Origin of the sequence: Arthrobacter sp. ok362, assembly GCF_900102785.1 — a bacterium.
GTDB lineage: Bacteria > Actinomycetota > Actinomycetes > Actinomycetales > Micrococcaceae > Arthrobacter.
This window is the reverse complement of record NZ_FNGC01000002.1, coordinates 47105-73668: the sequence shown is the minus strand read 5'-3', so window position 1 is coordinate 73668 and position 26564 is coordinate 47105. Positions and strand designations below refer to the sequence as shown.

The 26564-nt window shown below is 63.5% G+C and carries 24 protein-coding genes; 14 read left to right on the top strand and 10 right to left on the bottom strand.

Annotation, left to right across the window (positions count from 1 at the left end; translation table 11 throughout):
- Positions 1-45: 45 nt before the first annotated feature.
- The 3 genes from BLQ10_RS02770 to BLQ10_RS02760 are packed head-to-tail and all read left to right on the top strand — an operon-like array spanning position 46 to position 2141.
- Entirely contained in the window at positions 46-477 is a 432-nt protein-coding gene (locus tag BLQ10_RS02770) for a LexA family protein (RefSeq protein ID WP_091558142.1), read from the top strand.
- 8 nt (positions 478-485) lie between these two features.
- The gene (locus BLQ10_RS02765) at positions 486-1784 is read left to right on the top strand and encodes a Y-family DNA polymerase (RefSeq protein WP_175558452.1); all 1299 of its coding nucleotides are present in this window, start codon (positions 486-488) and stop codon (positions 1782-1784) included.
- 39 nt (positions 1785-1823) lie between these two features.
- Positions 1824-2141 (top strand): hypothetical protein, encoded by a 318-nt coding sequence (locus BLQ10_RS02760; protein WP_091558139.1) that lies wholly within the window; start codon positions 1824-1826, stop codon positions 2139-2141.
- A gap of 687 nt (positions 2142-2828) precedes the next feature.
- On the opposite strand, the gene BLQ10_RS02750 is transcribed toward BLQ10_RS02760, so the two are convergent.
- The 6 genes from BLQ10_RS02750 to BLQ10_RS02725 form a co-directional block, all read right to left on the bottom strand.
- A complete protein-coding gene (locus BLQ10_RS02750; RefSeq protein WP_091558134.1) occupies positions 2829-3539 on the bottom strand; it encodes an ABC transporter ATP-binding protein in 711 nt (236 codons plus the stop codon).
- Positions 3536-4438 (bottom strand): ABC transporter ATP-binding protein, encoded by a 903-nt coding sequence (locus tag BLQ10_RS02745; protein WP_091558129.1) that lies wholly within the window; start codon positions 4436-4438, stop codon positions 3536-3538. Before BLQ10_RS02745 ends, BLQ10_RS02750 begins: the two co-directional genes overlap by 4 nt.
- Positions 4435-7221 carry an ABC transporter permease gene (locus BLQ10_RS02740; RefSeq protein ID WP_091558126.1) on the bottom strand — a complete coding sequence of 929 codons (2787 nt, stop codon included), beginning with the start codon at positions 7219-7221 and terminating at the stop codon, positions 4435-4437. Before BLQ10_RS02740 ends, BLQ10_RS02745 begins: the two co-directional genes overlap by 4 nt.
- On the bottom strand, positions 7218-10358 hold the full coding sequence (locus BLQ10_RS02735; protein ID WP_175558451.1) for an ABC transporter permease: 3141 nt from the start codon (positions 10356-10358) through the stop codon (positions 7218-7220). Before BLQ10_RS02735 ends, BLQ10_RS02740 begins: the two co-directional genes overlap by 4 nt.
- Positions 10359-10595: 237 nt before the next feature.
- Positions 10596-12989 (bottom strand): tyrosine-type recombinase/integrase, encoded by a 2394-nt coding sequence (locus BLQ10_RS02730; protein ID WP_091558122.1) that lies wholly within the window; start codon positions 12987-12989, stop codon positions 10596-10598.
- On the bottom strand, positions 12986-14188 hold the full coding sequence (locus BLQ10_RS02725; RefSeq protein WP_091558119.1) for a tyrosine-type recombinase/integrase: 1203 nt from the start codon (positions 14186-14188) through the stop codon (positions 12986-12988). The genes BLQ10_RS02730 and BLQ10_RS02725 overlap by 4 nt, the downstream gene beginning before the upstream one ends.
- Before the next feature lie 168 nt (positions 14189-14356).
- On the opposite strand from BLQ10_RS02725, the gene BLQ10_RS22250 reads away from it, so the two are divergent.
- The 7 genes from BLQ10_RS22250 to BLQ10_RS02690 all read left to right on the top strand — a co-directional run bounded on the left by BLQ10_RS22250 (position 14357) and on the right by BLQ10_RS02690 (position 19567).
- On the top strand, positions 14357-14500 hold the full coding sequence (locus tag BLQ10_RS22250; protein ID WP_175558450.1) for a hypothetical protein: 144 nt from the start codon (positions 14357-14359) through the stop codon (positions 14498-14500).
- Between the two features lie 201 nt (positions 14501-14701).
- Positions 14702-15751, top strand: coding sequence for a GMC family oxidoreductase (locus BLQ10_RS02715; RefSeq protein WP_091558116.1), 1050 nt, complete (start codon positions 14702-14704; stop codon positions 15749-15751).
- Positions 15688-16221: a GMC oxidoreductase gene (locus BLQ10_RS02710; protein ID WP_091558114.1), complete on the top strand. Its 534-nt coding sequence runs from the start codon at positions 15688-15690 to the stop codon at positions 16219-16221. The genes BLQ10_RS02715 and BLQ10_RS02710 overlap by 64 nt, the downstream gene beginning before the upstream one ends.
- Before the next feature lie 491 nt (positions 16222-16712).
- A complete protein-coding gene (locus tag BLQ10_RS02705; protein WP_091558112.1) occupies positions 16713-17561 on the top strand; it encodes an SDR family NAD(P)-dependent oxidoreductase in 849 nt (282 codons plus the stop codon).
- 363 nt (positions 17562-17924) lie between these two features.
- Positions 17925-18305, top strand: coding sequence for a nuclear transport factor 2 family protein (locus BLQ10_RS02700; RefSeq protein ID WP_254785371.1), 381 nt, complete (start codon positions 17925-17927; stop codon positions 18303-18305).
- A 135-nt stretch (positions 18306-18440) separates the two neighbouring features.
- Complete coding sequence (locus BLQ10_RS02695) at positions 18441-18938, top strand: nucleoside deaminase (RefSeq protein WP_091558110.1); 498 nt, start codon at positions 18441-18443, stop codon at positions 18936-18938.
- 50 nt (positions 18939-18988) lie between these two features.
- Positions 18989-19567 (top strand): dihydrofolate reductase family protein, encoded by a 579-nt coding sequence (locus BLQ10_RS02690; RefSeq protein WP_091558108.1) that lies wholly within the window; start codon positions 18989-18991, stop codon positions 19565-19567.
- A gap of 36 nt (positions 19568-19603) precedes the next feature.
- On the opposite strand, the gene BLQ10_RS02685 is transcribed toward BLQ10_RS02690, so the two are convergent.
- Positions 19604-20515, bottom strand: a complete 912-nt coding sequence (locus BLQ10_RS02685; protein ID WP_091558804.1) for a helix-turn-helix transcriptional regulator — start codon at positions 20513-20515, stop codon at positions 19604-19606.
- Between the two features lie 154 nt (positions 20516-20669).
- Between BLQ10_RS02685 and BLQ10_RS02680 the strand changes: the two genes are divergently transcribed.
- The 4 genes from BLQ10_RS02680 to BLQ10_RS02665 all read left to right on the top strand — a co-directional run bounded on the left by BLQ10_RS02680 (position 20670) and on the right by BLQ10_RS02665 (position 23795).
- Positions 20670-21656: an aldo/keto reductase gene (locus BLQ10_RS02680; RefSeq protein ID WP_091558106.1), complete on the top strand. Its 987-nt coding sequence runs from the start codon at positions 20670-20672 to the stop codon at positions 21654-21656.
- Positions 21657-21742: 86 nt separating this feature from the next.
- Positions 21743-22099 (top strand): carboxymuconolactone decarboxylase family protein, encoded by a 357-nt coding sequence (locus BLQ10_RS02675; protein ID WP_091558103.1) that lies wholly within the window; start codon positions 21743-21745, stop codon positions 22097-22099.
- The gene (locus BLQ10_RS02670) at positions 22096-22503 is read left to right on the top strand and encodes a (R)-mandelonitrile lyase (protein ID WP_091558101.1); all 408 of its coding nucleotides are present in this window, start codon (positions 22096-22098) and stop codon (positions 22501-22503) included. The genes BLQ10_RS02675 and BLQ10_RS02670 overlap by 4 nt, the downstream gene beginning before the upstream one ends.
- A 68-nt stretch (positions 22504-22571) precedes the next feature.
- On the top strand, positions 22572-23795 hold the full coding sequence (locus tag BLQ10_RS02665) for an MFS transporter (protein WP_091558097.1): 1224 nt from the start codon (positions 22572-22574) through the stop codon (positions 23793-23795).
- A 111-nt stretch (positions 23796-23906) separates the two neighbouring features.
- Here BLQ10_RS02665 and BLQ10_RS02660 read toward each other — a convergent pair whose 3' ends face one another.
- Genes BLQ10_RS02660 through BLQ10_RS02650 form a run of 3 tightly spaced genes read right to left on the bottom strand, consistent with a single transcriptional unit; the run spans position 23907 to position 26562 of the window.
- Positions 23907-24743, bottom strand: a complete 837-nt coding sequence (locus tag BLQ10_RS02660) for an ABC transporter permease (RefSeq protein WP_091558094.1) — start codon at positions 24741-24743, stop codon at positions 23907-23909.
- On the bottom strand, positions 24740-25684 hold the full coding sequence (locus tag BLQ10_RS02655; RefSeq protein WP_091558091.1) for an ATP-binding cassette domain-containing protein: 945 nt from the start codon (positions 25682-25684) through the stop codon (positions 24740-24742). Before BLQ10_RS02655 ends, BLQ10_RS02660 begins: the two co-directional genes overlap by 4 nt.
- Before the next feature lie 32 nt (positions 25685-25716).
- Complete coding sequence (locus BLQ10_RS02650; protein ID WP_091558088.1) at positions 25717-26562, bottom strand: DUF4097 family beta strand repeat-containing protein; 846 nt, start codon at positions 26560-26562, stop codon at positions 25717-25719.
- Positions 26563-26564 lie beyond the last annotated feature (2 nt).

Here is a 26564-nt window from a genome sequence, read left to right as displayed (position 1 = left end):
AGCTACACTGAAAGTATCGAACATATATTCGAATAAAGGTGTGTTGTGGGCGTTGTTGTCGGTCCCCGCGTGATAGATGCGGGCATGTCGTTGTTATCCGTGCTGATCTCTCCGGTCCCTGTCGCGGCCGGGTATCCCTCGCCGGCGCAGGACTACTTCGATGGCCGGATTGACCTGAATGAGCACCTGATCAAGGACATCACCAGCACCTACGTCGTGCGGGTTTCCGGGGACTCGATGCAAGGCGCCGGCATCAGCGACGGCGATGAACTGATCGTGAACCGCGCCCTGGAACCCAAGGACGGGTCCGTGGTCATCGCCGTCCTGGACGGGGAACTGACCATCAAGCGGCTGCGAATCACGGCCACCGGGGTCGTGCTGCAGGCGGAGAATCCGGCGTACCCGGATATCCGGGTCCCGTCGGTCTCGGATCTGGTCATCTGGGGCGTAGCGACCCGGTGCCTGCACCATGTGTAGGGCCAGCCATGTCTAAACCGGCCACGATGCGGCGGATGCCGCTGATCGCGCACGTGGATGTGAACTGCTTCTATGCCTCGGCCGAGCGGTCGTTCGACCCGTCCCTCGAAGGCAAGCCCGTCGTCGTCCTGTCCAACAACGACGGCTGCGCCGTCACCCGGTCCCCGGAAGCCAAGGCCCTCGGCATCCCCCTGGGCGAGCCCTGGTTCAAACTCGCCCCGCGGGCCAAGGAATGGGGACTCGTTGCCCTCTCCAGCAACTACGAGCTCTACGGGGACATCAGCGCCCGGGTGATGGAACTGCTGGGCCGGTACTCGGCCTGGCTGGAGGTCTACAGCATTGACGAGGCCTTCCTCGGCGTCAAAGGCACCCCGGACGAACTCCTGGCCCTGGGCCGGACCATGAAGACAGCCGTGCGGCGCAACGTCGGGGTACCGGTCTGCGTCGGGATCGCCGCGACCAAAACCTTGGCGAAACTGGCCAACAAGTGGGCCAAGAACAACCCGGCCTTCGACGGGGTCTGCCACTGGGACTCCGTGGCCCCTGCCGACCGGGAATCACTGATGGGCCGCCTGTCTGTGATCGAGATCTGGGGTGTCGCCACGCGGCTGACCAAGCGGCTCAACGTCCTGGGCATCCATTCCATCCTTGACCTGTCCAGGGCCGATCCAGTCATGATCCGGGACCGCTTCTCCGTGGTCATGATGCGCACCGTCCTGGAACTGCAAGGCACCCCGTGCATCCCGATGGAGGAAGAACGGATCGGCCGGGACCAGCTCATCTTCTCCCGTTCCTTCGCCACCTCCATCACCACCGCGGCGGGGATGCGGCAGGTTCTGAGCGTTTACGGCCAGCAGGCCTCGGCGCGGCTCGCCAAACACGGACTGCAGGCCAAGGTGCTCACCGCATTCGCCGGCACCTCACACTTCAACCCGAAAGACACCTCCTACCCCTCGGTATGCGTGCCGCTTCCGATGCCCACCGCGGACCCGGTGCTGCTGACCAGGGCTGCCCACACGCTCCTCCCCCACATCAGCGAGGGCGTCCGGTACGCCAGGGCCGGCATCATGGTCACCGACCTGCGGCCCACCGGTAACCAGGCACCCCTGGCCCTGTTCGAAAACCCGCACGAGGAACGCCGCGTCGGCACCCTCCTGGATGATGTGACACGCCGGTACGGTCGCGGCTCCATCGGCCTCGGCCACGCCGGAATACGGGGCGGGCCGGACTGGACCATGAAACGGGACATGCTCTCCCCCCGCTACACCACCCACTGGGACGAACTCCCCCTCGTTAAAGCCGCCTAACCGACCCACCGCACGACCGCACCACGAAAGAACACCCCCATGACCCTTGCACCCGAAGCCCCCACACAGCCCCACGACCTGCAGGTCCGGACCGACCCGGCAGGCAAACCCCTCGCCATCCGGCACGACGGCCGCATCTGGGTTGTCGACCCGGATACGGAATCCCAGCACTGGTACGGACGGGACGTCTTGCGGGACACCCGACGCACAGCAGCCGTCGGCAGCGGCGACCTGGCAAGCATCGAATACTGGCAGGTTCACGTACGCCTCGGGACCTCTGACTCCGCGCTGAGGACTTTCACACTGCGCCGGAACCCGCTCTCCACCCAGTGGGTCCTCGAAAACATCAGCGACTAGGTCGCGGCGACATTGAACGTCCAGCCGATCCGTGACCAGACGTGGGAAGGCATCCAGGCAGAATTTGGTCTGCCGGTCGTGGAACTGGTACGCCGCCGGCTCTCCGAGCTCATGGACGACCCCGAACCCGTCATGCGGCGACTCGTCCGCGTCTTCTTATCCGGACTACGGGGGCTGGAGACCCCCGACCTCCTCCGGCCTGCCAGGCGGTCCCGCGTTCAGAGGTGTCTACTTAGGTGGTCCCTGGGCTAATCCATCTTCGCTAGCCCCCTCCGTGTCGAACTCGAACATCGAGGGGGCAGCTCGAGCCTGTCCCTTGCGTGTTCAATCGGGCCTGACGGCGACGCGGCTGGAGTCGGTGACGGTTTCCATGACTGTGCCGTTGAAAGTCAGCCGGTTCACGATCGCGCCGCACAGGCGCTGCCCGCACCTTGGCTGCCCGAGAACTATGTGCATTGAAGAGCCCCACTGGCCCGATCAAGGACCAAGCTGACCGCCCATTGCCGTGACATGACTGATCGACGCGCTTCAGGATTTCGATCCTTCGGTCTCTGCCTTGGACCACCATCTCGACGTCTCTCGCCACACGGAAGGGACCGGTGCTCTCGCGGACGGAATGGCAAAGTGGGCTTCGTTGCCGATTTACTGAATCCATCGTTAACCTTTGGCGTTGACAGCCGACACCCGTCAAACCCTCAATCTGCCGTCGTGGATCTGGACGACGTTGTCCGCTCGTTGGATGAGCGCAGGGTCATGGGTGGATACGATGGCGGCGACACCCTGCGTTTGAACAAGCTCGCCTATCAGGTCCATCATTGCCGATGCTGTTCCGCTGTCGAGCTGCCCGGTGGGTTCGTCGGCGATCAGCACTTGGGGCCTGTTGGCCAACGCGCGCGCCAATCCGACACGCTGCTGCTGGCCCCCGGAGAGTTCGGCCGGCCGCTGGCTCCCGTGCTTTGCCAATCCCACCATTTCGAGCAGCTCGCGGACGCGCGCATCGCGGCGGTCTGGTTCCATCCTCTGGATCCGCAGGGGAATTTCCACATTTTCCGCTGCAGAGAGGATCGGAATTAGCCCAAAAGACTGGAACACGAACCCGAGTTGCGTCCTTCGAAGTTCGACGAGTTCGTCTTCGGGCATCGATGTCATTTCTACGTCGCCGAGCCAGACACGGCCGTTGTCAGGGCGACTCAGGCCGCCGAGAATATTTAGAAGTGTCGTCTTACCGGCTCCGGAGCGCCCTTGGATGACAAGGAGCTGACCGGGAAAGGCTTCGACACTGACATTCTGACAAGCGTGCACGAGGGCATGCGCGCTGCCATAAGTCCGACTGACTTCTTCTGCGCGTAGGACTGCCCGGTGAGGTTCCAGGCTAGTTATGTTGTCTTGATTGCTCATGCCTCATCCTCAACGGTCGGGGAGATCCGGATGTAGCCCGCTTCCAAGCCCACCCGTACCTTGTCCTGAAGGCCCAGTGCCCTGACGAAATCGTGAGGCAACTGCATGCGACCGACCTTGTCCAGCACTGCATACTCCTCGGCAACGCGACGCTCGTGGCCACGTTCATTCATCTCGGTCCGCCGGAGGACTTCCATTGAAAGACGCCCGTCGCGAATTTGAACAGCCCTGCGCACGTGTTCAGACACGGACGGGTCGTGGGTCACGATCAAGATAGTGACACCGAGCTGTTCGTTGACTGCTCGTAGCGATTCCAACACACTCTCCGAGGTTAATTCGTCAAGTTCGCCAGTTGGTTCGTCAGCCAGAAGTACTTTTGGCTCGTTGGCTATCCCTACCGCAATTGCAACGCGTTGCTGTTCGCCGCCGGACATTTGGTGAGGCAGACGGTCTCCGCAGTGACCGACTCCCACCAAGTGAAGCAGATCCAGAGACCTCTGGACTCTGTCCTTTCTGCGGGTGATAGCCATTGGGAGAAGAACATTTTCCCGGGCGGTGAGGTAAGGGAGGAGATTGCGCGTCGTTTGCTGCCAGATGAAGCCGACGACGTGTCGTTGGTATTCCACGCGCCGTTTGCCTTTCAGACTCATCAGGTCCACACCGGCAACTTTGGCTACCCCCGCCGTCGGTCGGTCCAAGCCAGAGAGGATGGTCAGCAGCGTCGACTTACCAGAGCCCGATGCCCCGACCAGGGCGACAATTTCACCAGCCGCAACGCGCAGGTTCATGCCTTGCAAAGCCTGGACTTCGATCTCATCCGCGGAGAATATTCGTACGAGATCCTCGCAAATAATGTGGTCTTCGGATTTCTCCGAGCCGTGCCCGGTAGACGTGCTCATTCGTTTCCTTCCACTCCGATCTCCGTTTCCGATGTTCGGACTCTGCCACCCCAGGAAGCAACCGAGAATGCCCCTGCCACTGTCAGGAGGAACCCGGACATGAGGACTGCCAGCACCGGCCAGTCAATACTTACCGGGGGTTGGGTAAGTCCTCCGGTGAATACGCGCAGGTCTACAGCGTTGGAAATGACCCATGAGAGCAGCAACCCCAGTACCGTCCCTCCTGCGCATGCCGCAACAGTAACGGGGAGAAATTCCCAGACGAGCAGGTACTTGTCTGTAGATTTCGGTGCGCCCAAGGCTCGCAGCACAACAATCAGTCGATTCCGCGGAGGCGCGTTAGCAACGGAAGTCATTACCACGGTCAGGGCGCAAAGCAACCAGACGAAAACCACGATCATGACCAGCCCCAGTTGCAGACCGCCGATTATGGGGCGGGACCGTATTTCGGCACTGCGTTCCTGTATTGATTCGACGGATACTGCCCGCCACCCAAACTTCCTAATCGCGTCTGCTACAGCCGCCGAGTCAGCTCCTGGAGTTAGCTTCATAAGGAGCTGGTTGGGGAGGAGATCCTGGGGCGCGACCTTCTTGAATGTATCGGCGTCAGCCACGACCCATTTCGGATCGGAGGTCAAGACATTCGCCGCCGGCCCCAGCGCGATGACGTTCACAGGGACACCTGTGCCCAGAGTGATGGTTCCGGTTGCGCCTGTATTCGTATTCAAACTGGCTGAAGCTGCAATGGGAATGGTGCCGTGAGCGGCCGTGGTGAGCTCGCCCATCTGTTCTGGCGAAAGGACAGCGGGAATGCCTGCAGTCACGGTGGCGAATTTGCGGGCATCGATCAAGATCAGGCGTGCATCAATCACACGGTCGCCGACAGTCACCGATACCGACGAAAAATCCGTTACTTGAGAAACCGCGGCGACGCCGGCCAAGGTCGCGGTGCGCCGGACCTGTTCGGGAGTAAAGCCGGGTCCGTGCAGGCTCACTTGCGCACCGACCTGGATCTCTGCGACTTCTTGGACACCGTCGCGAAGGGTTCCATACAGAACACCGGAAAACAGGATGATTCCCGCCCCCAAGACCACAGCAAGTATCGGAGTGAGGCCGCCAGCGGGGCTACGCAGCGTGCGTGCCGACCCAAGAAAAGCGGCGAGCCCGATGGACCGCTTTCCTCGTCGTTCGAGTACAGCGATGGGAAGCGGATACAGGCGCAGGACGATGACACTGACAGCGCCAGAGAGCAGCAACGGTGTGAGGATCGCTAAGGGATTTATCTCGTTGCCCGCCTGTGGCTGAAGAAGCTCATAGACTGCCAAGATCGCTAGAATCATCACCGCGCATTCGGCGGCCAGACGCCAGCGGTTCGGGCTCCGTTTGAGGTGCCTGCGGTCTCCGTCAACCTTCATTGCCGCCGTTAACAGGGCGGGTGCAACAACGAGGCAGGCGGGTAGGAGGAGGTGCTGCCACTGCAACGTTGCCGGAGTGAAATAAATCGCCAGGGCCATGCCTCCGGCGGCGGCGGGAACGCCAAGACTCAGGCTTTCGATAGCCATCGCTCCACGGAGTTGCAATGAGGATGCGCCGCGGGCGGCCGCCAACACAAGAATTCGGCGACGGCGTTCCAACAGAAGGCGTATCGAGAGGGCCATTGCGGCCGCACAAACCCCCAGAGGGCCGGTGGCGAGCATGGCTAGGACGGCATTGGTTGAGCTGGCCCGGATGAGGGATGAGTTCAGAATGTCGGGGGCCGTTCCGTCGAATCGGACTCGTTGAATGAAGTAGGCGTTGGCATCTGGCCCTGCGTCGAATGTCTGATCCGTGTTCTCGAATGCCTTTAGCTGGGACAGGAGCGCAATGCCGTTGTTAGCACTGACGTTATCGATCAACAGGGGAAACCACACCTGGGTGCTGAACTGAGTTGTTTGGAACCCGGCGTAATCCATAAAGGACACAGACGCTGGATTTGCATAGACCCTGCCCGTGATCGCATCTCCAGATTCTGGATCGTTTGTCACCCGCGGCTGAAGAGCGAAGCCATTCACTGCCCAAAAATCCTCATCCGGGTTCTTCGGCACGAAGATCCCGGTAAGTCTGATGGCCTGATACATCCCGGGCAAGCCGACGGGCATCTTGTATTCCTGGCCAACGGCCCAATGCATACGCTCGGCTGTCTCCGGGGCGGCCATGACCTCCATAGGGGCTGTCGGCACTGCCGGGTGAGCTCTATCTTGGGGCTCGGGGACCGCCAAGGCGTGGGGGGTCCGTCCTTGGCTGATCGTGACGTTGTCTTGTATCCGTGGATCGAAGGCGATGTTCGCCGTCAATGATTTGATTCCAGGGATGGTAATCGCCGACTCTGGGCTGCCAATCAACTTGGATACGGAAAAAAGATACTGGCCACGTCCAAGGGCACTCCTGAGCGGCTCGGGCGCCCTCTGACGCACTGCTTCGGTGGCCTCGTCCATCGCCCCCCAGAGTGGAATCAGCGAAGAATCCAAGGCACCCGCCCCGGAGTTAAATCCTGCCGAAGTTCCGCCTTGGCCGGGGCCCAGCAACGGGAGTCGCGACGAATTCGTCGACGGATTCCGAAGTGAGGGCGAGGCTTGGGATAAGCCTTTCTGGATGTCTGCTGTCAACATCCCTTCGACCGCCCGAGGCCACACCGAAAGCAGAAACGACATCACCAGGATCAGTACCGCTACGAGAACAGAAGCGCCCCTGCTTGCACTGAACTGGCGTCCGAGCAAGGCCCGCAAGCTTGTTCCCCGGGTCATGCCGCCTCCACCACTGGCAATGCGGTCTTCGCCTGCCGTCGGACCCTTGCACCGTAGAACGATGCCGTTCCGATTACCAAGGCGACCTCGGCCGAAAGGAGGATGAGCAAAGGAAGAAAGGCAACAGCCAAATCCACAGGTGCGATGCCGGCTAGATCGGCCAGCGCGGTGCGCACCAGTATCGGCACTGTCATCACCGACACCAGAATCCCGGAAAGGATCCCTAAACCGATTGCGGCAAAGCCGGTTGTCAGCAATTCACGGCGGCGGCCGCGTCCTTGGTCCCTCGCGGACATGCCCAGGGCACGCAATATACCGACCTCGCTGCGTCGTTCTGCCGACAGTGTGAGGACGCTGGCCCACAATGCCACCACGGTCAAAAGGAGGGAAGCCGCGGCTCCTATCCACAGGGCCACAGTGGCAGGCCCGGTGAAGACTCCCGTCAGGTTATCGTCGACCGCTGTGACGACCGCTTCCGTGTACGTGTGATTTAGAGTGCTTTGTTTAACGGCGGCCAGAATCAGCGGTGCCGCGGCATGTGGGTCAGACGCCGAGATCCACAAATGGTTCGACTTCATGACCGTGGTGCTGCGTGCCCACGCGAACCTCTGCAAGCTGGGCAAGTCGGCCATTACTGCCAGATTTGCCGTCGTCCCAGGAAGCGTGTCCGTGGCTGCCACGATTTTAGTTGGAATGATCCGTCCAGGGGGTCGCAGCGTGATTGGATCCCCTACACGCAGATTCAAGACCCGCAGGGTGTTCTTCGTGACGACCACGGGCAACTCGTCTGTACTGTCCATGCCGGAGGGAACCAGCCTGAACTGCCCCTGTCCTCCCGGGGTCGGAACGGTCACGGTGTTTCCGCCGGTAACGGGTTGCAGGGGCGTGGCCGCCGGCGCGAGACCGAGGGATTGCTGGTCAACCGACTTCCAGTTCGATGGCAGGCGCTCCCGCGTTCCCCCGATCGCGTCGAGGGCGGTCAGCCGGACCGTTATCGTTTGTTGCCCTCCGAATACCTTAGGCGCGTCCGAACTGACGAGCAGATCCACGGCGGCAAGATATGCAGCATGAATACCTGAAGGCAATGGAACATTAAGGGTCGTCGTCATGGCCTTGCCCGCTGGGATGGGCTGTTGCGCAACATTTATGGGGACCAGCCCTGCAGGCCCGTCGAGCCAGAACTTGAGGTCAATCGCACGGGCAGATATCGAGTTCCGGGCATCAATTTCCAGGGTCAGTTTCAAAGCGTTCGTTTCGGCCGGCAACGCGGTCTCACCGTGGCTGCCCGCCTCCGGAGTTAGCGCCCGCCCAAGGCTTTGAACGTCGTATGAGCCGGAAACTCCTGCGAGCAGACCGGGCAGATCGTATGTATTAACAGCCACCAATTCGAGCGAATCCATGCCAAGATCGATCGGTGCCGTATACACATCACTGACGGCACGCACGCCGGGCTGCTGGTCCAGAAGCCCTGGGACCAAAACATCGTCGGGCCCAGCGATCGTGCCGCTGGCCAGTCGCACGTTCAGGTCGCTGCCGTTGGCAAGAAGGGCCCTTGTGTGGAGGGCATCATTGTAGGTTTGCGAATAATATCCGGCGAAGGTCGTCGCCGCCGCGGTCGCCGCCAACAAGGCCACGGGCACGGCAAAGGTTCTGATCCGACGCGAGATCTGGCGGATGGAGAAAACTAGAGGCACGTTCCGCGAGGCGGAAACTTCATGATCCACGAGTTTGGCCAGGAAAGCACAGAGAACCAGTACGAGGCTAGTAAGCGCCATCAAAACGAGCGCTGGTGCGCCGACGGCTAGCGGATTGACGGTGAAGGAACCTCCGGCTTCCCGTGACAGCGGAGAACCGAAATAGTAGAACTGCCACAGGGACAGGGTCGCCGCTGACATCACGAGGACGAGGATGCCAAATGACGCTACAGTGCGGCGGCGCCCTGAGCCGGAGGACCGGAAGAATGCCGTGGTGCCGAGAAATTCCGACAGCCCGGCAGACACCAGAAGAACGCAGCTAATCACAAAGACCGCGACCGGCACACCCCGTGTGATGCCAAAGATCTCTTGGGCCTCGGACCACCACGATGCCCTGGATTCAGCTGCGGAGCTCATCAGCAGGGAAGTACACCCTAGCGCCGCTAAATAGCCAATTATGGAACCCACCAGGGCGATCGGGGCAGCCTCGGCCGCGATGAGACCCGCAGCCGAGGCGGTGGAGAGTCCCCTCGAGCGCAAGAGGCCGCTCTCAAACGTACGACTGGAGGCCAGCAGACGGCCTGTCTGGGTAACCGCGATTGAACTCAACAACACGACGAAAATCAAAGCCACGGGAATAATCCCTGACACCGCTTCGGTGGAGGTAACAGCCTGTTGCAGCGTCGGCGTAAGCGAATCCGTGAGGACTGCTCCTCCGGATCCTAGCTGCGGGTCGTTGATGAAGTCTGCTTGCAGCTGCCCCAGCCCAGCGATGATTTTCGGAAGATCCGCGAAAGATATTGAAGCGGGGTCTGGGAGTATCGTCCAAGAAACTTTAACCGAAGAGTTGCCTGCGTCGAACGCCGCAGGGGTAGCAAGCCCTTCTAATGCCGGCCGCGCCTGTGCGGCCGAGAAAGTGGTGGCGGAGATTGGCTCCAGCACTAATTTGGCTACCTGATCCGGTTCGAAGGTTCCGACCAACGTCAGAGTGAAGTTGCCCTTGTCTGACCGCACCGAAATTTTCTGCCCTAGGCGCAAACTCAGTTGTGTCGAGGAGTCCACGCTCAGGGCGGCTTCCCGGTCGGTCTGCGGGAGCCGGCCCTCCCTCATTTGGACGTGATCGCCGGCGACATCCCAGCTCGACAAGGCGAGCGATGCGGATTGGTTATTTGGTGGCTGAAGGAGGGTGAGAGGGGCGGTTTGTACAGTCCTGAAGACGCGGGTGCCCTGATCAAGCCCCAATCCCTTAAGGGCTGCCCGCGCTTTGTTGAGCTGCAGTGTTCCGTCATCAATAAGGGAAGTGTGAATGCGTGCCGAGACTCCCCGGCCGGCGGGCGAATCCGAAAATTCACGCAGGGCCATCGACGCGGCAATGCTGGCGAAACCAATTACGACGGAAACGACCACCGTGATGGCGGCGATGATGCCGACAACGAGCGACACGAGCCCACGCCTCGTGCGCACACGCGCACCCAGCAGAAAACTCAATCGCATAGAACATCCCCAATTGTTCTCTCGGGTCTCGGAAAGGAAGATCCTTGCCCTCGAACTATTCGCCATCCTAACCACGTTGTGAAGAACCGCTATGAAGCACCTTGTTAGTTGAAGCGTGGCGGTAGCTGCGACTGCACTCTCAGTCTTCATATGACCGGCTGATGAACATCCTTGACGGGAGCGCGATTACGGGCTATTGGGTTTCTCATCGTTCCTCACTTGTGGGATCCCGAGCCCGATGACTTCCCGGTCGTTGCGGCTTTGAAGCTTATACATCTGTGCGAGTTTCAGTTCAGCGCTGTTAAGAGTGACGCGCAGGCCTTCGGCGTCGCTGAGCCAGCCGTGTTGTTCGGCTTCAGTGATGCGTTCTTCGAGATTGTCGATGATGTCCTGAAGTCGGTCAATCTGGGCTGGATCAGGGCGAAGAAGGGCGCAGCGCAGACAGGCATGTTCGTGTTGGCAGCCAGTGCCGTAGGCGCGTCCGCAGCTGCCCAGGCTGAGTTTGCGTTGCACGAAATGGGCTTCGAATTCGTCCCATTCGGCGGCGGTTGGTTCGCGGTATTCTTCGGTGGGCCGAATGACCCGCCGCTTTTCTATGAAGGTGCGGTGGTGCCGAATGACGTCCCGGGGATAAATAGCTGCGTATCCCTGAGTCGTCGCCAGACTGGCGTGCCCCATCAGCACCTGCACGATATGTGGAGGCAGACCGCTTGCGAGGGCCTCGGTCGCGAAGATGCGACGGAAATCGTGCGGGGTGAACCTCACCTCGGCACCGCTGACCTTGATATGTGCGCGTCGCGCCAAGTCATTGAGCAGCGTGGAGACGGTGGCCGTCGTCATCACGTTCGGGGGTCCGGCGCCACGGCGGCGGACGAACAGATGCGGAAGGGGTGAGCTCAGCACTTTCTCGGCTGAGTCCCATCGCTGTGTCAGCGGTGCACCACCAGTGTCCTTGGTGATACGAGAAAGCACTCGGTAGAGCACGTGCACGAGCTCGGGGCCTGCCACCATCAGTCGCTCGGTATCGGTCTTGCTCGGAGCGAAGTGCAGCAGCGGTATGGTCTCCCCGGTCGTTGGAACCTTGTAGGGCTGGATGCTCATGTGCACCAGCTCGAGGACTTCCTCGATCCGTGCACCGGTGTGTCGAAGTGTCTCAACAAGCGCCCAAGTCCAGAAGGCGTTGTCCTCTTCAAAGGACAGGTCCCGGTCCTTTCCATTGCGCCGAATCCGCACATGCGCATGTTCACTGCTCTGGAAGACTTCCCAAGCCTCGCCGTCCATGTCGATGGTTTGGCCGGCGCCGGCCGTCTTGGCATCCGCCAAGGTTGCTTCTGCTGCGCGGAGGGCCTGTTCCGCGGCCTCCACCAGACGGGGCAACACGGGAGCCAGTTCCCGGGTGCGCTGTTGCATCGTTGCGATGGTCGCGCGCCGGTGCTTCACGTAACCGCGGGTTTCCGCGGAGGTTACGGGGCTTGGGGCCGCCCATTGCGCCCAGAAGGCATCTTCGAGTGCCCATTGGCTGATGTCGAGATAGAACGCCCGGACGGAGAAGAAGACGCTATAAACTTCCCGGCGCGGCGAGCCGTCGGCTTTGAGTTTAACCCTGGCTTTCCAGCCAGCAGCCTGCTTCGGAGTCAGTGCGAAGCTGTGTTGGTCAGGGTAGTGCTTGACGATGTCGGCGAAGAAGAGCCCGGCCAGATACCTGCCCAAAGCACAGAGCGAGGCGTAGTCGAGGCCAGCCGACCGGACCTGCAGATAGCGGATGAGTGATTCCCGGCACGGGCCGGTGATGTCGTAGTAGTCGACCATCTCATCCACCGTTTTCGGTCCGACGCGGAGCCGTGTGGGCAGGGTCCCGGAATCGTGTCTGATCCATCCCAGGCCGTGCAGCACGGGCCATACGGCGGTCAGCCCGCTGCGGCTGACGTCGATCAGCTTCCCGGGAAGCTGGGTAGTCAGGTCGAGGATGTCTTCGGCTGTGAGCTGGCGGATCGATTTGCCTGTATGGGCCTGAATGCGACCTAAGGTGAGGATCCCGCTAGTGGCCTGGGCCGGTGAAGCCTTCGCATGGAGGAGGGCGTTTTCGAGTTCAGCTGTGTGGGCGGGATCCCGGAACCGGCTGAGTGCTTTCCAGAAGGCAAAGCGCTGACCCGCGATCCACCGGTGGGACGGGCGCATGACGTCCAGAGCCAGCAGCGGTCCCATCGCCGCGTTGAGTCCTTCGATCTCGTTGCGATTCTTCGTGTTCTTGCTTGAACCGCCAGCTATTCTGAGCCGCCACGTCAGAGCATCATGCCCGACCTGGCCCTCGAACAGCGCCCAGCGGTCCTGCCAGGTTTCACCCGGCAACTGCCTCAAATGACCGAGCAAGCGCCGAATGCGCGCCCTGTGCTCATGCACCTGTGGCCAGTACGGGCTGCAGTCCTCAAGACGGTTGATGATGTCCTCAATGCTGGCGCTGGTCAGCGGTCCAGAAGGGATGGGCGGCAGTGCAGGCGGTTGTTGTTCCTGTGGTGGCGGCGTGTGGTCATTCCAGCTTCGTCGTGCGGTCTGGATCTTATTGATGGGTGGAGTTGTCACTGGTTCCCCCAAAGCACGCGCAACTCATCGGGGTTATAGGGCTGACCGGCCGGTGAACTGTCAGCGGCAGGGGAAGTCCTGCTGCTCAGATGGGCCCGGTAATGCTCGATGACTTCCTCCATATGCGGAACTGCATAGACCGTGGTCGTAGTCAGCGACTGGTGCCCCAGCAACTCCTGGACTTCGTGAAGACCCATCCCACCCTCGAGCGCTCGGATCGCGAACGTGTGCCGCAGATCGTGCAGCGTCCAGTTCGACCCGAGCAGGTCGTTGCAGCGCCTCAGTACGGCGCGCATGGCTTCGTAGGTCAGAGGACGGGGCTCGCCCCGCAGCGTGAGCCAAACCGGTTCATCCGGACCGGCGACGCCTCCTTCGAGCTGATAGAGCCGAAGCCATACGAAAGCATCAGGCGCCGCGGGCAACCATTGCAGCTGGCCGCCTTTGCGGTAAACGCCGATCAGCTGGTCACCCACGTTGACCCTGTCACCCGTGATCCCGAGCAGCTCGCTCGCCCGCGCACCGCTGCTGACATAAAACGCCACCAATGCCCGGTCCCTGTTCGACCGCAAACGCCGGAACAGATCGTTGAACTTCCCATCCGGGATTGATCTTGGCACCCGGTGCGCCTCGCGCTGACGCAAGGGCTGGCGCCGCACCGGGGCAAACTCCCGCTGAGGATCATGATGCGCATGGGATCGCCCACGGCGCAGCTCGAAAGGATTCACGATGGGCCCCTCTCCCATCCGAAGCTGGAAAGCGTAAAACTCCTTACACACCGTCGTCGTGTGGTTGATCGTCGAGGGTGAATAACGCATTCCGAGATGCTTCTTTCCCGTGACAAGGTTCCGGCTCCCCCGCCGCTGCGGGACGTTGCGATTCCCGACGAACTTCTCGGCCTGGCGCGCCCACAACACGAAGTCGCGCGCTTCAAGGGACGTTGCCTGCTCCCAGCTGACTCCGATGGCCCACAAAAATCGAAGGAACCGAAGCAACGACAAGGCATAGGTTCGTACCGTTTGAGGCGAACGGTCTGACGCTGCCAGTTCAAGCAGATACTCCGTGGCAGGAGCGAACTCCTCACCCATCGCGTCGAGGACAACGAACCCAAGAACACCGGAGCGAGGAATCACCCGCCCGACCTTCGCGACAGTCAGTCCCTCCGCCCGATGCCGATCCGAACTGTGATCCGAGAGATCCATGACCAAAGCATGACTCTGACGGGGCTCGTCCAGGCAGGCGACACGCGCCGTGAACCGTCAACTTAGTCCGGTAAACAGATCATCGACGACGGCACCTTCTGCCCGGGATTCCAGTTCCTCCCCGGCGGACAACTCCACCCCACCGTCCTTGAGCTCTTTGAACGGGCGATGGAACTGCAGATCCCGCACAACTACTTCGCCCTCTGGATGGTCACCCCCTCCAGGGACCTTGCCGGCACCCGCCCCGTCGACCACCTGAAAAGCCGCCCCGCTCCCCTGCTCCGCGCGCTGGAATCCTACCGCTGGCGCTAGCACTGGCTCTTGACCGCCCTGGCTGGGAGTGAATCTCCTTGGCTGTTGGCAGCTCAAATGCGATGGGCCGGCCTGTCGCTGATCGTGTGCGCGTTGCGGTAGCTGCTGGGCTGGTTGCCTGTCAGTACTACTAGTCCAAGCCCTAGCTAGCGACGTCCGGACCCGTCGGGCCTAGACTGAAGCCCAGAGGGAGCACAAGAAATGTCGAGCCGGTATGACGTGGTCGTGGTGGGCGCAGGTAGTGCGGGCTGCGTGCTGGCTTCCCGGCTTAGCGAGGACGCCGACCGCGAGGTGGCGCTGTTCGAAGCGGGGCCGGACTACCCGTCGGCGCGGCTACCGGCCGACCTCGCAGACGGCATTCATGGCACCAGCACGGCCTCGCATGACTGGGGGCTGCGGGGGACAGGTTTTGCCGGTGGTCCTTCGTTGGACCTTCCGCAGGGGCGGGTGACCGGCGGCTCGTCGGCCGTCAATGCTACCTTCGCCCTGCGCGGGCATCCGGCCGATTACGACGGCTGGGCATTGCCCGGGTGGACGTTCGCGGACGTGCTGCCGTCTTTCCTGCGCCTTGAGCACGACCTGGACTTCGGTTCGGCGCCTTATCACGGGACGGACGGCCCGGTGGCGATCCGCCGGTATCGGGAGGGCGAGCGGTCCGAGCTCACGCTCGCAATGGAGGACGCCATCGCCGGGGTGGGAATCCCGCGAATTCCGGACCACAACGCCCCCGGGGCCGTCGGCCTCTCGGCCCTACCGGTCAACTGCGTGCAAGGCGTCCGTGTCAGCACCGCGCGGGCCTATCTGGATCCCGTCCGGTCCCGCCCCAACCTGACGATCCGCGCGAACTGCGTGATCGCCGAGGTCGTGGTAAGCCGGGGGCATGCGACAGGTGTTCGGTCGTCCGACGGTGAGATCATCGCCGCCGACGAGGTGATCATATGCGCCGGCGCCTACCACTCCCCCGGGCTGCTCATCCGCTCTGGCATCGGCCCCGCCGCGGACGTAGCCGCCTTGGGCAGACCCCTCATGGCGGACCTGCCCGGTGTGGGGACGAACCTCGCAGACCACCCCTGGGTAGCGATCGATCTGCCCTGCCCCCAACCGCCGGGAGACCCTCCGATCTTCCAACTGCTGGCGACGGCCCGGAGCAGCCGGAGTTCCGCTGCCGGCCCCCTGATCTGCAGCTTATGGTGTGCGGACCGTACCGCCTCGGTGACGGGTACCGATGCTTGCTCGCCGCCGCGTTGCTGAAACCTGCCTCACGCGGTGAGGTGCGGCTGCGCACACTCGACCCGACAGCCGCGCCGGCTATCGACCTCGGATACTTCCGCAATTCTACGGACATCGATCGGCTGGAGGAGGGCCTGCAGCTTGCGGACGCTGCCGCGACCCACCCTGAACTGACCCGAATCACCCACGGATCCCGGCTCGCGCCCGGACAAGACGTGATCGCTGACCCCGTCGCCGTTCGCGCTTGGATCAAGGCCACGGCCACGACCTACCACCACCCTGTAGGCACCTGCGCCATGGGCACGGACCCCCGGGCCGGCGCCGTCGTCGATACCTCGGCACGGGTGTACGGAGTGCCGGGCCTCTCGGTAGTCGACGCCTCGATCCTGCCTGAACCCCTATCGGCTAACACCAACATCCCCACCATCATGATCGCCGAGCACCTCGCGGCCCGGCTTCGCGGGGTGAGGCCGGACCCCTCAGGCATGTAGCAGCTATGCCAATAGCTCATCGACGAGAGGTCTTCGCCGGAACCTGCCACGACATCCACTACACGCCGAACGAGGTGCAGCCGAAGAAGGTGCAGCGATGACCAAAGCCAAGAGGTTGCACCGCGCCTGAACGGCTGATTCAGCGCTTCGTCGTTTTTTGCGTCGCGATCCACGCGAGCACTATCACCGCGACTTGCATGGGAATCCGGAGCGCGACGGTCACGGGTGGGATCCCGAGGGCCCTGGTCTGCTCCGGCTAGCGGACCTGGTCGATGGCGGCCGGCAGAGTGGCGCCCAGAAATGGTGGACGCTCCTTGGATGGGCGGCCCTTGGCGTGGTGCTCACCCTCTTGGGCCACTTCCGCAGCCGCCCCACCATGCACGTCCCGGAGTCCACCATTGAAGAATCACCTGAACAGTCACCGGCCGTGAGCGGTGCGGCCGTCTGCAGTTTCTTGCCAACCAGCACCAACCCGACAAGGAGATGACACCATGAGACTCGACAACAAGGTGGCCCTGATCACCGGCGGCACCGGCGGGATGGGCAGCGCATCCGCCCGGCTGTTCGCCAAAGAAGGGGCCGCGGTAGTGATTGGGGCACGCCACGAAGAACCCGGGATCACCCTCGTCAAGGAGATCACCGACGCCGGCGGCCGTGCCCTGTTCGTCCAGATGGACACCACCAGCCAAGACGCCTGGGACAACGCCGTCCGCGTGGCAAAAGAGACCTACAGCGGGCTGCACATCCTGATGAACGTCGTCGGCTCCAACGACCTCAGTATGCTGCCCGACGTCGACATCGAGCAGTGGAACAAGATCTTCGAGGTCAACGTCACCGGCACTCTCCGCGGCATCCAGACCTGCGCCCCGCTGATCAAGAACTCCGGCGGCGGCTCCATTGTCAACATCGGCTCCGTCGCCGGCATCACCGGCAACTTCTCCACCGCCTACTCCTCCTCCAAGTGGGCCCTCGAAGGGCTTTCCCGGTCCGCGGCCTACGTCTACGCCGACTGGGGAATCCGGTGCAACACCATCCAGCCCGGATTCATCGAGACCAACATGACCAAGGGCATGACGGCCAACCCGCTCGCCAGGAAAACCTTCGAGAAGACCCTCGGCAACACCATCCTGCTCCGCCGGGCGGGCAAGTCCGAGGAGATCGCCACCACCGCACTGTTCCTGGCTAGCGACGACTCCTCCTACATCACCGGCACCGACATCGTGGTCGACGGCGGCTGGTTCAGCGCAGCCCCCTACCTCGGCAATGAACGCTCCCACCACATGCTCGACCTGCTGAAGAAAAAGGAGCAGGCCCAGGGCTTCCTCAAGCACTTCCACTGACAACACCAACGGCCGTGCAGGCAGGTCACGCAACCGGCCTCCCGCACAGAGCCCATCTGGATCGGCGGAACTCATTACCGTAGCCCTGTCCAAACGCTGCACTTGGGTCACAAATCGAGTTCCGAGAAGCCCCGGATGAGCGCGCACCGTAAGCCCCTCCGTCACGGCAACACCGGAACGAGGGTGTTCAGTCGGCGAAGATGTGATGCAACGCGTTGTCCTACTATTTGGCCCGGCTTTTCGGGTGGCCTTGAGAAGTGTGTTCCCGGCAGCTTCGGGTGGGACCTGCTGATGGACCGATCCAACCTGTTGACACTCTCATGTCCCGTGCTTGAGGATTTCAATCTTAGGGAGGAGCTGCCGATGATCACGCTGAGCGAGGCTGCGCCAGAAGTACTCCAGCGCTATTACCGGATCCTGGCCGCCGGCATAGATGCGTACGACCCCGACGGCGAGCTTCGCACTTTGCTCGTCGACGACCTCGAATTTGAAGGTCCGATCTCAGGGAAGCGCACAGGGGCAGCCGGATTCTGCCAAGGCGTCAAGGGCTTCATCGCCAATGTGTCGACCATCGAGGTCATCCAAGAGGTTCACGGAGCAGACGCCTCCGCGATGCTCTACGACGCCCATATGCCGGGCGGGATTGTCCGGCTCGCTGAGTTCTTCCGCTTCGACGACGGCAAGATCTCGACACTCCGGATCCACTACGACCCCACCGAATACATGCAAAAAGGCGGCCGCTGAGCTTCTTACCCAACTTTGAGTCCCAGTGAGAGTGTCGGAACACTCACGCTGGCAGGAAGCGATCACGATCCATAAGTAGCGGCAATCGCACTTGTTTGAAGATGTTGAAAAATAGCCGCATGCGAAAATGACGGCATGACCCACGAACAGCACCAAACTGCCACCCCGGAACCGCAAGCAGCCCCCGACCCCGCGTTCGAAGCCGCCTACCAAGCCGCCCAAAAGAGCCTCAGCGAAGGCGGTATCCCCATCGGAGCAGCGCTCGGCCGTGACGGCGTGGTCATCGCGAGCGGACACAACGAACGAGTCCAAAATGGCGATCCGATCGCGCACGGCGAAATGTCGGCACTTCGCGCAGCCGGCCGGCAGAAGAGCTACCGGAACACCACGCTCTACACCACCCTCGCCCCGTGTGCCATGTGCACCGGAACCATCATCCAGTTCAAAATCCCCCGCGTGGTGGTGGGAGAAGCGCGCACGTTCGACGGCGAATTCGAGCTTCTGCGATCACGTGGTGTTGAGGTGGTGGTCCTGGATGATCAGCGTTGCGTGGACATGATGCGCACCTTCCAGGATAAGAACCCGGACCTGTGGGCGGAGGACATCGCAGAGGACATCGCCGAGTCGGCCTAGACGAGCAGCCGTATCCCCAAACCCGACCAACCGCACTCGAGGAGAGCATCATGACCGCTACCTACACCTTCGACGTCTTTTCCAGCCTCGATGGCTTCGGCTCCCACAGCGGCAACTGGGGCGGCTACTGGGGCAAGCAAGGCCCCGAACTGCTCGAGCACCGTCTCGCCTTGTACGGCGAGGAGCAGCGGATGGTCTTCGGGGCCAACACGTATCGGATCTTTGCGCAGATGCTGGCCTCAAGCACCGACGAGTCCGAAGGCCGTGACCCATGGGTGACGCGGATGAGGAACCTGCCGGCATCGGTGGTGTCGACCACGCTGCAAGGACCGCTCGACTGGCCGGACGCGACCGTCGTGAGCGGCGACGCGGTCGACGTCGTCGCCCGGCTCAAGGAGGAGTCCGAGGTGCCGTTGCGCTCACACGGCAGCCTGTCGATGAACCGGGCGCTGATGGCCGCCGGTCTGGTCGACCGCGTCCAAGTGACGCTCTTCCCTGTGATCACCGGTCAGACCGGAGTGGACCCGATCTTCCGGGGTGCGGCCGACTTCGACCTCGAGCTGATCGAGAGCCGGACGCTCGACGGCCACACCCAAGAGCTCACCTACCGGCCGACCCTGCATGTCTGAATCCATCCAGGCACCCGGCTCCTACGCGATTGCGAGTCATCCCAGGGTCCGATTTGTTTCGCTCAGGTCCGTCCCCGCTGTGGTTGCGGTTTCCTCCTCGTGGCTGGCGGCCCAGCTGGCAAGAAGCCGGAGACGCTCTTCGGAGGGCGAGCCTGGCTCTGCTGTGTAGATGAGAAATGACAAATCCGGTTCCGTGGTGAGTTCGAGTCCCTCGTAGGCAAGAGTGAGATCCCCGACGACGGTGTGGTGGAAGGTCTTCTCCCCCGTTCCGTGTCGGCGCACGTTGTGTGCTCCCCAGCGGGTGCGGAACTCATCGCTTCGCGTGGACAGTTCTCCGATGAGGTCCTGCAGATCCTTGTTATGCGGATCCCGGCCGGCCTCCGTGCGTAGGATCGCGACGGTGACGTCAGCGGCTGCCTCCCATTCAGGGTAGAAGATCCGGGACCGTTCTGGGTCGAGGAAGCTGAACCGGGCCAGATTCCCCAGTCCAGGCGCGGCGAACACGTCTGCGTAGAACGCCTTGCCGAGCCGGTTCACGGCCAGGATGTCCATCCTGCCGTTACGCACGAATGCCGGCCCGGCAGTGATCGCGTCCAGGGCCCGCTGCAATCCCGGTCGAATTGCGGCGGACCTGGCCGTACGGCGCCTGGGCTTGACCGCCGGAGCGTGAGACGCGCGCGCGAGATCAAACAGGTGTGCGCGTTCCGCGTCGTCCAGCTGCAAGGCCCCGGCGATGGAGTGCAGGACGCCGTCTGATGCCCCGGAGATGTTGCCGCGTTCAAGTTTGGAGTAGTACTCCACGCTCACGTCGGCAAGCATCGCAACCTCGGCCCGGCGCAACCCGGCTACGCGCCGATGGGCTCCGCCGGCCGGAAGACCTGCCTGTTCCGGGGTAAGTCTGGCCCGCCGTGAGATGAGGAACTCGCGGACCTCGTTTTGGTTATCCACCACCCCGACGTTACCTGCCCCGGGGAGCCTGAGGGATCCCCTGCCAGTACACCTTTCGTCAGGGACTCCCACGTGCGCCCGAAAGAACGTTGACTGGATGCAGGCCGGGCAGCCTTGCATTGGCAGGCACGTTTATCGACAAAGGAGGAACATCATGCACACACGAACACTTGGACAGGGCCTTGAGGTCTCGGCCATCGGACTTGGTTGCATGGGCATGTCACAAAGCTATGGCCCCAACCCCGGAGACCGGCAGGCGATGATCGGCGTGCTCCGCGATGCCGTCGAACTCGGCATCAACTTCTTCGACACCGCGGAGGTGTACGGACCCTTCGTCAACGAGGAGCTCGTCGGCGAGGCCCTGGCCCCGGTCCGGGACAAAGTCGTGATGGCAACAAAGTTCGGATGGCGGATCGAGGGCGGCAAGTCCGTCGGTCTCGATAGCTCCCCCACTCGGATCAAACAAGTCGCCGACGAGTCGCTGTGCCGGCTGCGCGTCGATACCCTTGACCTGTTCTACCAGCACCGCGTCGACCCGGCCGTGCCGATCGAAGACGTCGCAGGGGCGGTTGGCGAACTCGTCCAGGCCGGCAAGGTCCGCCACTTCGGCCTGTCCGAAGCCTCGGCAGCAACCATCCGCGCCGCCCACGCCGTCTTCCCCGTGACAGCAGTCCAGAGCGAATACTCCCTGTGGACCCGGGACCCGGAACCGGAAGTTCTGCCGACACTCGCGGAGCTGGGCATCGGGTTCGTGCCCTTCAGCCCGCTCGGCAAGGGCTTCCTCACCGGAACCGTCAGCACGGCGACCCAATTCGCCGACGGCGACGTTCGCGGCACCATCCCGCGCTTCACCGCCGAAAACCGTGCCGCGAACCAGGCGCTGGTCGTCCACGTCGCCGGCCTCGCCGCAGCCAAAGGCGCAACACCCGGGCAAATCGCGCTGGCATGGCTGCTGGCCCAGCAGCCATGGATTGCGCCGATCCCCGGCACCCGTCGACGTGAGCGTCTCGAAGAAAACGCAGCCGCAACCACGGTCGCCCTGTCCGCTGACGAAGTCGCAGACCTGGACGCAGTAGCCCGCCGGATCGGCGTGCAGGGCAACCGCTACAACAACCACCACATGGGGCTCGTCGGTCGATGACCAGGCCCCAGAGTCCTTGGCTGCCATCGAGCAGGCCGGGCACGACTTCACCCTAACCATCGAACCTGCCCCTTAAGGAGCACATCATGACCAACGCCACACCCGAGCCGTCCGGCGCGCAGCGCATGTTCGGCGACTTCGCACCGGCCCTCGTCACTTACACCGACGACGTCCTCTTCGGTGACGCCTGGAAGCGTCCGGAGCTGTCCCCACGCGACCGCAGCCTCGTCACTGTCGCGGCCCTCATCGCCGGCGGCAACACCGAGCAGCTCAACTTCCACCTGCCTTACGCCCGCGAGAACGGGCTGAGCGAACAGGAACTCATCGAAGCGATCACCCATCTGGCCTTTTACGCCGGCTGGCCCAAAGCCATGTCCGCGATGGGCGTTGCCAAGAACGTCTTCACCACGCAGAACGAACGAGATAGCAAGGAGAACGCATGAACATCGAACCCACCTACCCCACCAGCAAGAACCCGCCCGAACAGTTCGTCGGCGATGTATGGCTGGACCCCATCGCGCTGCCCCACGAAAGCGATCAGCGCATGGTCGTCGCAACCGTGCGCTTCGCTCCCGGCGCCCGCACAGCCTGGCACTCCCACGCCCGCGGACAGTACCTCCGCGTCACCCAGGGTATTGCCCGGTTCGGTGGCCGCGACGGCACGATCATCGAGCTCCACCCCGGCCAGACCCTGTACACCCCGCCTGGTGAAGAACACTGGCACGCTGCCGCGCCCGGTTGCTTCATGGAGCACATCGCCATGCTTGAGAACGGCGACGATCCGGCCACGACCACCAACTGGCTCGAGCACATCACCGACGACGAGTACAACGGCCCCCAGTCCTGACCCCGCCCTCGAATCCACGGGTCCCCGGAACATCCTTCCGTTCCGGGGACCCGTGACACAGGAAGCACATGACCAGCACACACCCCGGCACCGTTACCGCCACCGCGACCGCTGAGGCGCGCGGCTTCGTCGCGGCCACCGTCTCGTTCATCTCCGTGTTCGCCGCCGGCGCCGCAGCGATTCCCCTCTACGACACTTACCGAAGCAACGACGGTCTGACCAATGACGAGTTCTCACTGGTCGCCGTCGTCTACTTCGTCTGCGCAGTGTTCGCCCTGCTCGTCCTCGGCCGGCTCTCCAACCACCACGGGCGCCGCCCCGTCGCGATTGCCGCGCTCCTGCTCGCCATCGCCGGCTGCCTCACCCTGCTTTTGGTCCACAGCTTTCTCCCCCTCCTAATTGGCCGGGCCCTCCAAGGACTTGCCGCCGGTCTGGCCTCCAGTGCAATCGGCGCCTACGCCGTGGACACTGCACCCCGGCGCCCCAAATGGCTCGCCGCGACCGTCACCACTGCCGCCGCGACCGTCGGACTCGCTCTCGGCGTCTTCCTCTCCGGCGTGCTCGTCGAGTTCGCGCCGGCGCCGCGCGAGCTCACCTTCTGCGTGTTCGCCGTGATCCTGCTCGGCTGCGCAATTGCACTTGCGGCCTCGCCCGAGACCGTGCCCCGCACCGCCGGGGCGTGGTCCTCACTGATCCCCCGGTTCGCCGTTCCGAAGTCGTCCCGCGGCTACCTGCCCCTCGCCTCCGGTGTCTTTGTCGCCACCTGGGCGTTCGGCGGCTACTTCACCTCGTTCGGCCCCTCCATCGCCGCCGACAACCTCGGCTCGCACAGCCCTCTCACCGCAGCCGCCGTGTTCGCCTCCTACATGGCGCCGAGTTTCGTCGGCGGCTTCATTGCCGGGCGCTTCACACCGGCGGCAGCGCAACGCATCGGGATGACACTCGTCGCCGCGGCAGGCGCAGGCCTCGCGTTCGCCAGCACCGCCGGAATCCTCGGCCTGTACATCAGTGCGGGCGTCATCGGCGGCATCGGAATGGGCATCGCCACCTCCGGCAGCATGAATACGCTCCTGCCCGAAGCGCTCCCCCGGCAGCGCGCCGGCCTGCTCGCCGTGGTCTACGCCATCTCTTACACCGGATCCGCCGTGCCCAGCCTCATCGCCGGACAAGCCAGCCTGGTCATCAGTCTCCCCGCCATCACGGCCGGCTACGCCATCCTGGCCACCGTCGTCTGGCTCTGCACACTCGTCGCCGCCCGAAACCCGCCGCCGGCATCATCGCCGGTCCAATAGCCGAACCGCCGCCAGGCCAGGATTCTTGCAAAGGGCCGTTCGTTGCCGCAACAAAACCGGCGGCCGCGATGAACTCGCGGCCGCCGGTTTGTTATCGGGTGCGACCAGGGCTCAACGCACCGACTTCCGCTCGTAGATCGCCATCGACCAGGCGTACCCGGAGACCACGATCACGACGCACCATCCGATCGCGAGTGCCGGGCTCCAACCGAGCGGGGCGCCGAGCAGCAGCCCGCGGATGGCCTCGATGAACGGCGTGAACGGCTGGTACTGCGCGAACCATTGCAGCCACTCCGGCATCGACTCGGTCGGCACGAAGCCGCTGCTGAGGAAGGGCAGGAAGGTCAGCACGAGGGGCCAATTGCTGGCTGTCTCGACCGACTTCGCCTGCATGCCCATGGCGACCCCGAGCCAGCTGATCGCGTACGCGATGAGCACCAGCAGACCGGCGGCGGCGATCCACTCGACCGCTCCGGCCGTCGGGCGGAAGCCGACAGCCAAGCCGACGCCGAGCACGAGCGCGACGGCGATGATCGCCTGGATGGTGTTGCCGAGCACGTGCCCGGCGAGCACCGCAGCCCGCGAGATCGCCATCGTGCGGAACCGCGCCGTGATGCCCTCGGTCATGTCCATCGCGACCGTCGTCGCGGTGCCGCCGGCGCTGCCGGCGATGGTCAGCAGCAGGATGCCCGGCATGATGTACGCGACATACGCTTCCCGCCCGGCGGCCGGATCCGCACCGGGCAGGCCGGCCCCGAGCGTACCGCCGAACACGAACACGAAGAACAGCAGAATCACCACCGGCCCCACGATGGTGAACACCGACAGGCCCGGGTAGCGCACCATGTGCAGCAGGTTGCGGCGCAGTATTGTGATCGAGTCGGAGACGACGTGTGAGTGTCGGGTGGTGCCCGGGGCGGTCTTGCGCTGGGCGGTGATGGTGGTCATGACGCGGTTCCCTTCGTGTCCGCCCGGCCGGTGAGCGCGAAGAACACGTCATCGAGGTCCGGGGTGTGGATGCTGAGGTCGTCGACCTCGACGTCGGCCGCGTCGAGGCGGTCCAGCACGGTGCGAAGCGCGCCGACCCCGCCGTCGCTCGGCACGGTGAGCACGAGCCCGGCGTCGTCGCGATCGGACTCGTCGAGCAGGCGGGCGGCGGTGTCGAGCGCCGCGGCATCCGCGAACCGGAGCCGGATGTGCCCGCCGGGCACAAGGCGCTTGAGCTCGTCGGGCGTCCCGTCGGCGACGATGCGGCCGCCGTCGAGCACCGCGATGCGGTCCGCGAGTTCGTCCGCTTCGTCGAGGTACTGGGTGGTGAGCAGGACGGTCGTGCCATCCGCGACGAGGCCGCGCACGATGTCCCACATGGTGTGGCGGCTGCGCGGGTCCAGGCCCGTGGTGGGCTCGTCGAGGAAGATCACGCTCGGGGTGGCGACGAGGGTCATCGCGAGGTCGAGGCGGCGCTGCATCCCGCCGGAGTAGGTGGCGAGCGGCTTGCGGGCGGCGTCGACGAGGTCGAACTGCTCGAGCAGCTCGACCACCCGGGTCTTCGAGCGCTTCGCCCCGAGGTGGCGCAGCCGCGCCATCAGCAGGAGGTTCTCCTCGCCGGTGAGCAGTTTGTCCACCGCGGAGAACTGGCCGGTGAGGCCGATCGCGGCGCGCACGCCGCCGTGGTCGCGCACGACGTCGCATCCGTTGACGAATGCCGTGCCGCCGTCGGGCCGCACGAGCGTGGACAGGATGTGCACGGTGGTCGTCTTGCCGGCGCCGTTCGGGCCGAGCAGCGCGGTGACGGTGCCGGCGTTGACGGTGAGGTCGACGTCGTCGAGCACCACCTTTCCGCCGTAGGACTTCCGCAGCCCGTGGACTGCGATCGCTGGCGTGTTCATGTGTGTGGTTCCCTTCTGTTGGTTGCCCGGGTTCACCGCGCGCGCTGGATGTTGATGTTGCCGTGCTGCGTGCGTGCACGTACTTCGACGGTCTGTTCGGATGCGTCGGGGGCGCTGTCGCCGTCGAGCTCGTTGCGCACATGTCCGGCCTTCGAGGACAGGTCGAGCCAGGCGGCAACGCCGGTCCGCACGCCGATGGTGACCTGGCCGAAGCCGCTTTCGACTTGGATGGAACCGCTCGCGACCTCTCCCAGCTGGATGCTGCCGTATGCGGTCTTCGCCGTAACGGAGGCGCGTGCCTTTGTGATCTCGAGGTCGCCGTAGGAAAGCTTCGCGTCGAGGTCGCCGCCGGAGTCCCCGACCTGGATGGTGCCATGGGAGGCCTTGAGGATCGCGTCGCCGGTGACCGTGCCGACCCGGATCTGACCGTGGTCGGCCGTGATCTCGACGCCGCCTTCGGCGGTGCCCACGGTCGCGTTGCCGTGCGAGGCCCGCAGCCACAGGTCGCCGGTGGTGTCGACATCCACGGGACCGAGCGAACTCTTGATGCGGGTGGCCCCGAGGCGGCCGACGGTACGCAGGCCGCCGACCGCGATCTCGGCGGCGAGCCGGGACCCCGTCGGCAGCTCGATCTTCACGTCGACCGACTCGGTTGGGCCGATCCAGCTGATGCGGGGCCGCGGGCCCGTGATGGTGAGCCGCTGGCCATCGAAGTCGACCCTGGTCTCCTCCGCGCCTCGACGGTCGACCGCCTTCTCGGGGTTGGTCGGCGATACGGTCACCACCGTGTCGGCGCGGTCGCTGGCGAAGACATCGATTCCGCCGACCTGCAGGTTGATGGCGAGGTCGATCGGGGCGGGGGTGTTGTAGGTGGGCATGC

Excerpts from the sequence above, each read along its gene's own strand:
- BLQ10_RS02695 (WP_091558110.1), top strand. The coding sequence starts at position 18,441 with ATGACCCACGAACAGCACCAAACTGCCACCCCGGAACCGCAAGCAGCC.
- BLQ10_RS02715 (WP_091558116.1), top strand. The coding sequence starts at position 14,702 with ATGTCGAGCCGGTATGACGTGGTCGTGGTGGGCGCAGGTAGTGCGGGC.
- BLQ10_RS02725 (WP_091558119.1), bottom strand. The coding sequence starts at position 14,188 with ATGGATCTCTCGGATCACAGTTCGGATCGGCATCGGGCGGAGGGACTG.
- BLQ10_RS02655 (WP_091558091.1), bottom strand. The coding sequence starts at position 25,684 with ATGAACACGCCAGCGATCGCAGTCCACGGGCTGCGGAAGTCCTACGGC.
- BLQ10_RS22250 (WP_175558450.1), top strand. The coding sequence starts at position 14,357 with ATGGAACTGCAGATCCCGCACAACTACTTCGCCCTCTGGATGGTCACC.
- BLQ10_RS02710 (WP_091558114.1), top strand. The coding sequence starts at position 15,688 with ATGGTGTGCGGACCGTACCGCCTCGGTGACGGGTACCGATGCTTGCTC.
- BLQ10_RS02740 (WP_091558126.1), bottom strand. The coding sequence starts at position 7,221 with ATGACCCGGGGAACAAGCTTGCGGGCCTTGCTCGGACGCCAGTTCAGT.
- BLQ10_RS02745 (WP_091558129.1), bottom strand. The coding sequence starts at position 4,438 with ATGAGCACGTCTACCGGGCACGGCTCGGAGAAATCCGAAGACCACATT.
- BLQ10_RS02760 (WP_091558139.1), top strand. The coding sequence starts at position 1,824 with ATGACCCTTGCACCCGAAGCCCCCACACAGCCCCACGACCTGCAGGTC.
- BLQ10_RS02650 (WP_091558088.1), bottom strand. The coding sequence starts at position 26,562 with ATGCCCACCTACAACACCCCCGCCCCGATCGACCTCGCCATCAACCTG.
- BLQ10_RS02750 (WP_091558134.1), bottom strand. The coding sequence starts at position 3,539 with ATGAGCAATCAAGACAACATAACTAGCCTGGAACCTCACCGGGCAGTC.
- BLQ10_RS02765 (WP_175558452.1), top strand. The coding sequence starts at position 486 with ATGTCTAAACCGGCCACGATGCGGCGGATGCCGCTGATCGCGCACGTG.
- BLQ10_RS02675 (WP_091558103.1), top strand. The coding sequence starts at position 21,743 with ATGACCAACGCCACACCCGAGCCGTCCGGCGCGCAGCGCATGTTCGGC.
- BLQ10_RS02660 (WP_091558094.1), bottom strand. The coding sequence starts at position 24,743 with ATGACCACCATCACCGCCCAGCGCAAGACCGCCCCGGGCACCACCCGA.
- BLQ10_RS02680 (WP_091558106.1), top strand. The coding sequence starts at position 20,670 with ATGCACACACGAACACTTGGACAGGGCCTTGAGGTCTCGGCCATCGGA.
- BLQ10_RS02690 (WP_091558108.1), top strand. The coding sequence starts at position 18,989 with ATGACCGCTACCTACACCTTCGACGTCTTTTCCAGCCTCGATGGCTTC.
- BLQ10_RS02700 (WP_254785371.1), top strand. The coding sequence starts at position 17,925 with ATGATCACGCTGAGCGAGGCTGCGCCAGAAGTACTCCAGCGCTATTAC.
- BLQ10_RS02670 (WP_091558101.1), top strand. The coding sequence starts at position 22,096 with ATGAACATCGAACCCACCTACCCCACCAGCAAGAACCCGCCCGAACAG.
- BLQ10_RS02665 (WP_091558097.1), top strand. The coding sequence starts at position 22,572 with ATGACCAGCACACACCCCGGCACCGTTACCGCCACCGCGACCGCTGAG.
- BLQ10_RS02705 (WP_091558112.1), top strand. The coding sequence starts at position 16,713 with ATGAGACTCGACAACAAGGTGGCCCTGATCACCGGCGGCACCGGCGGG.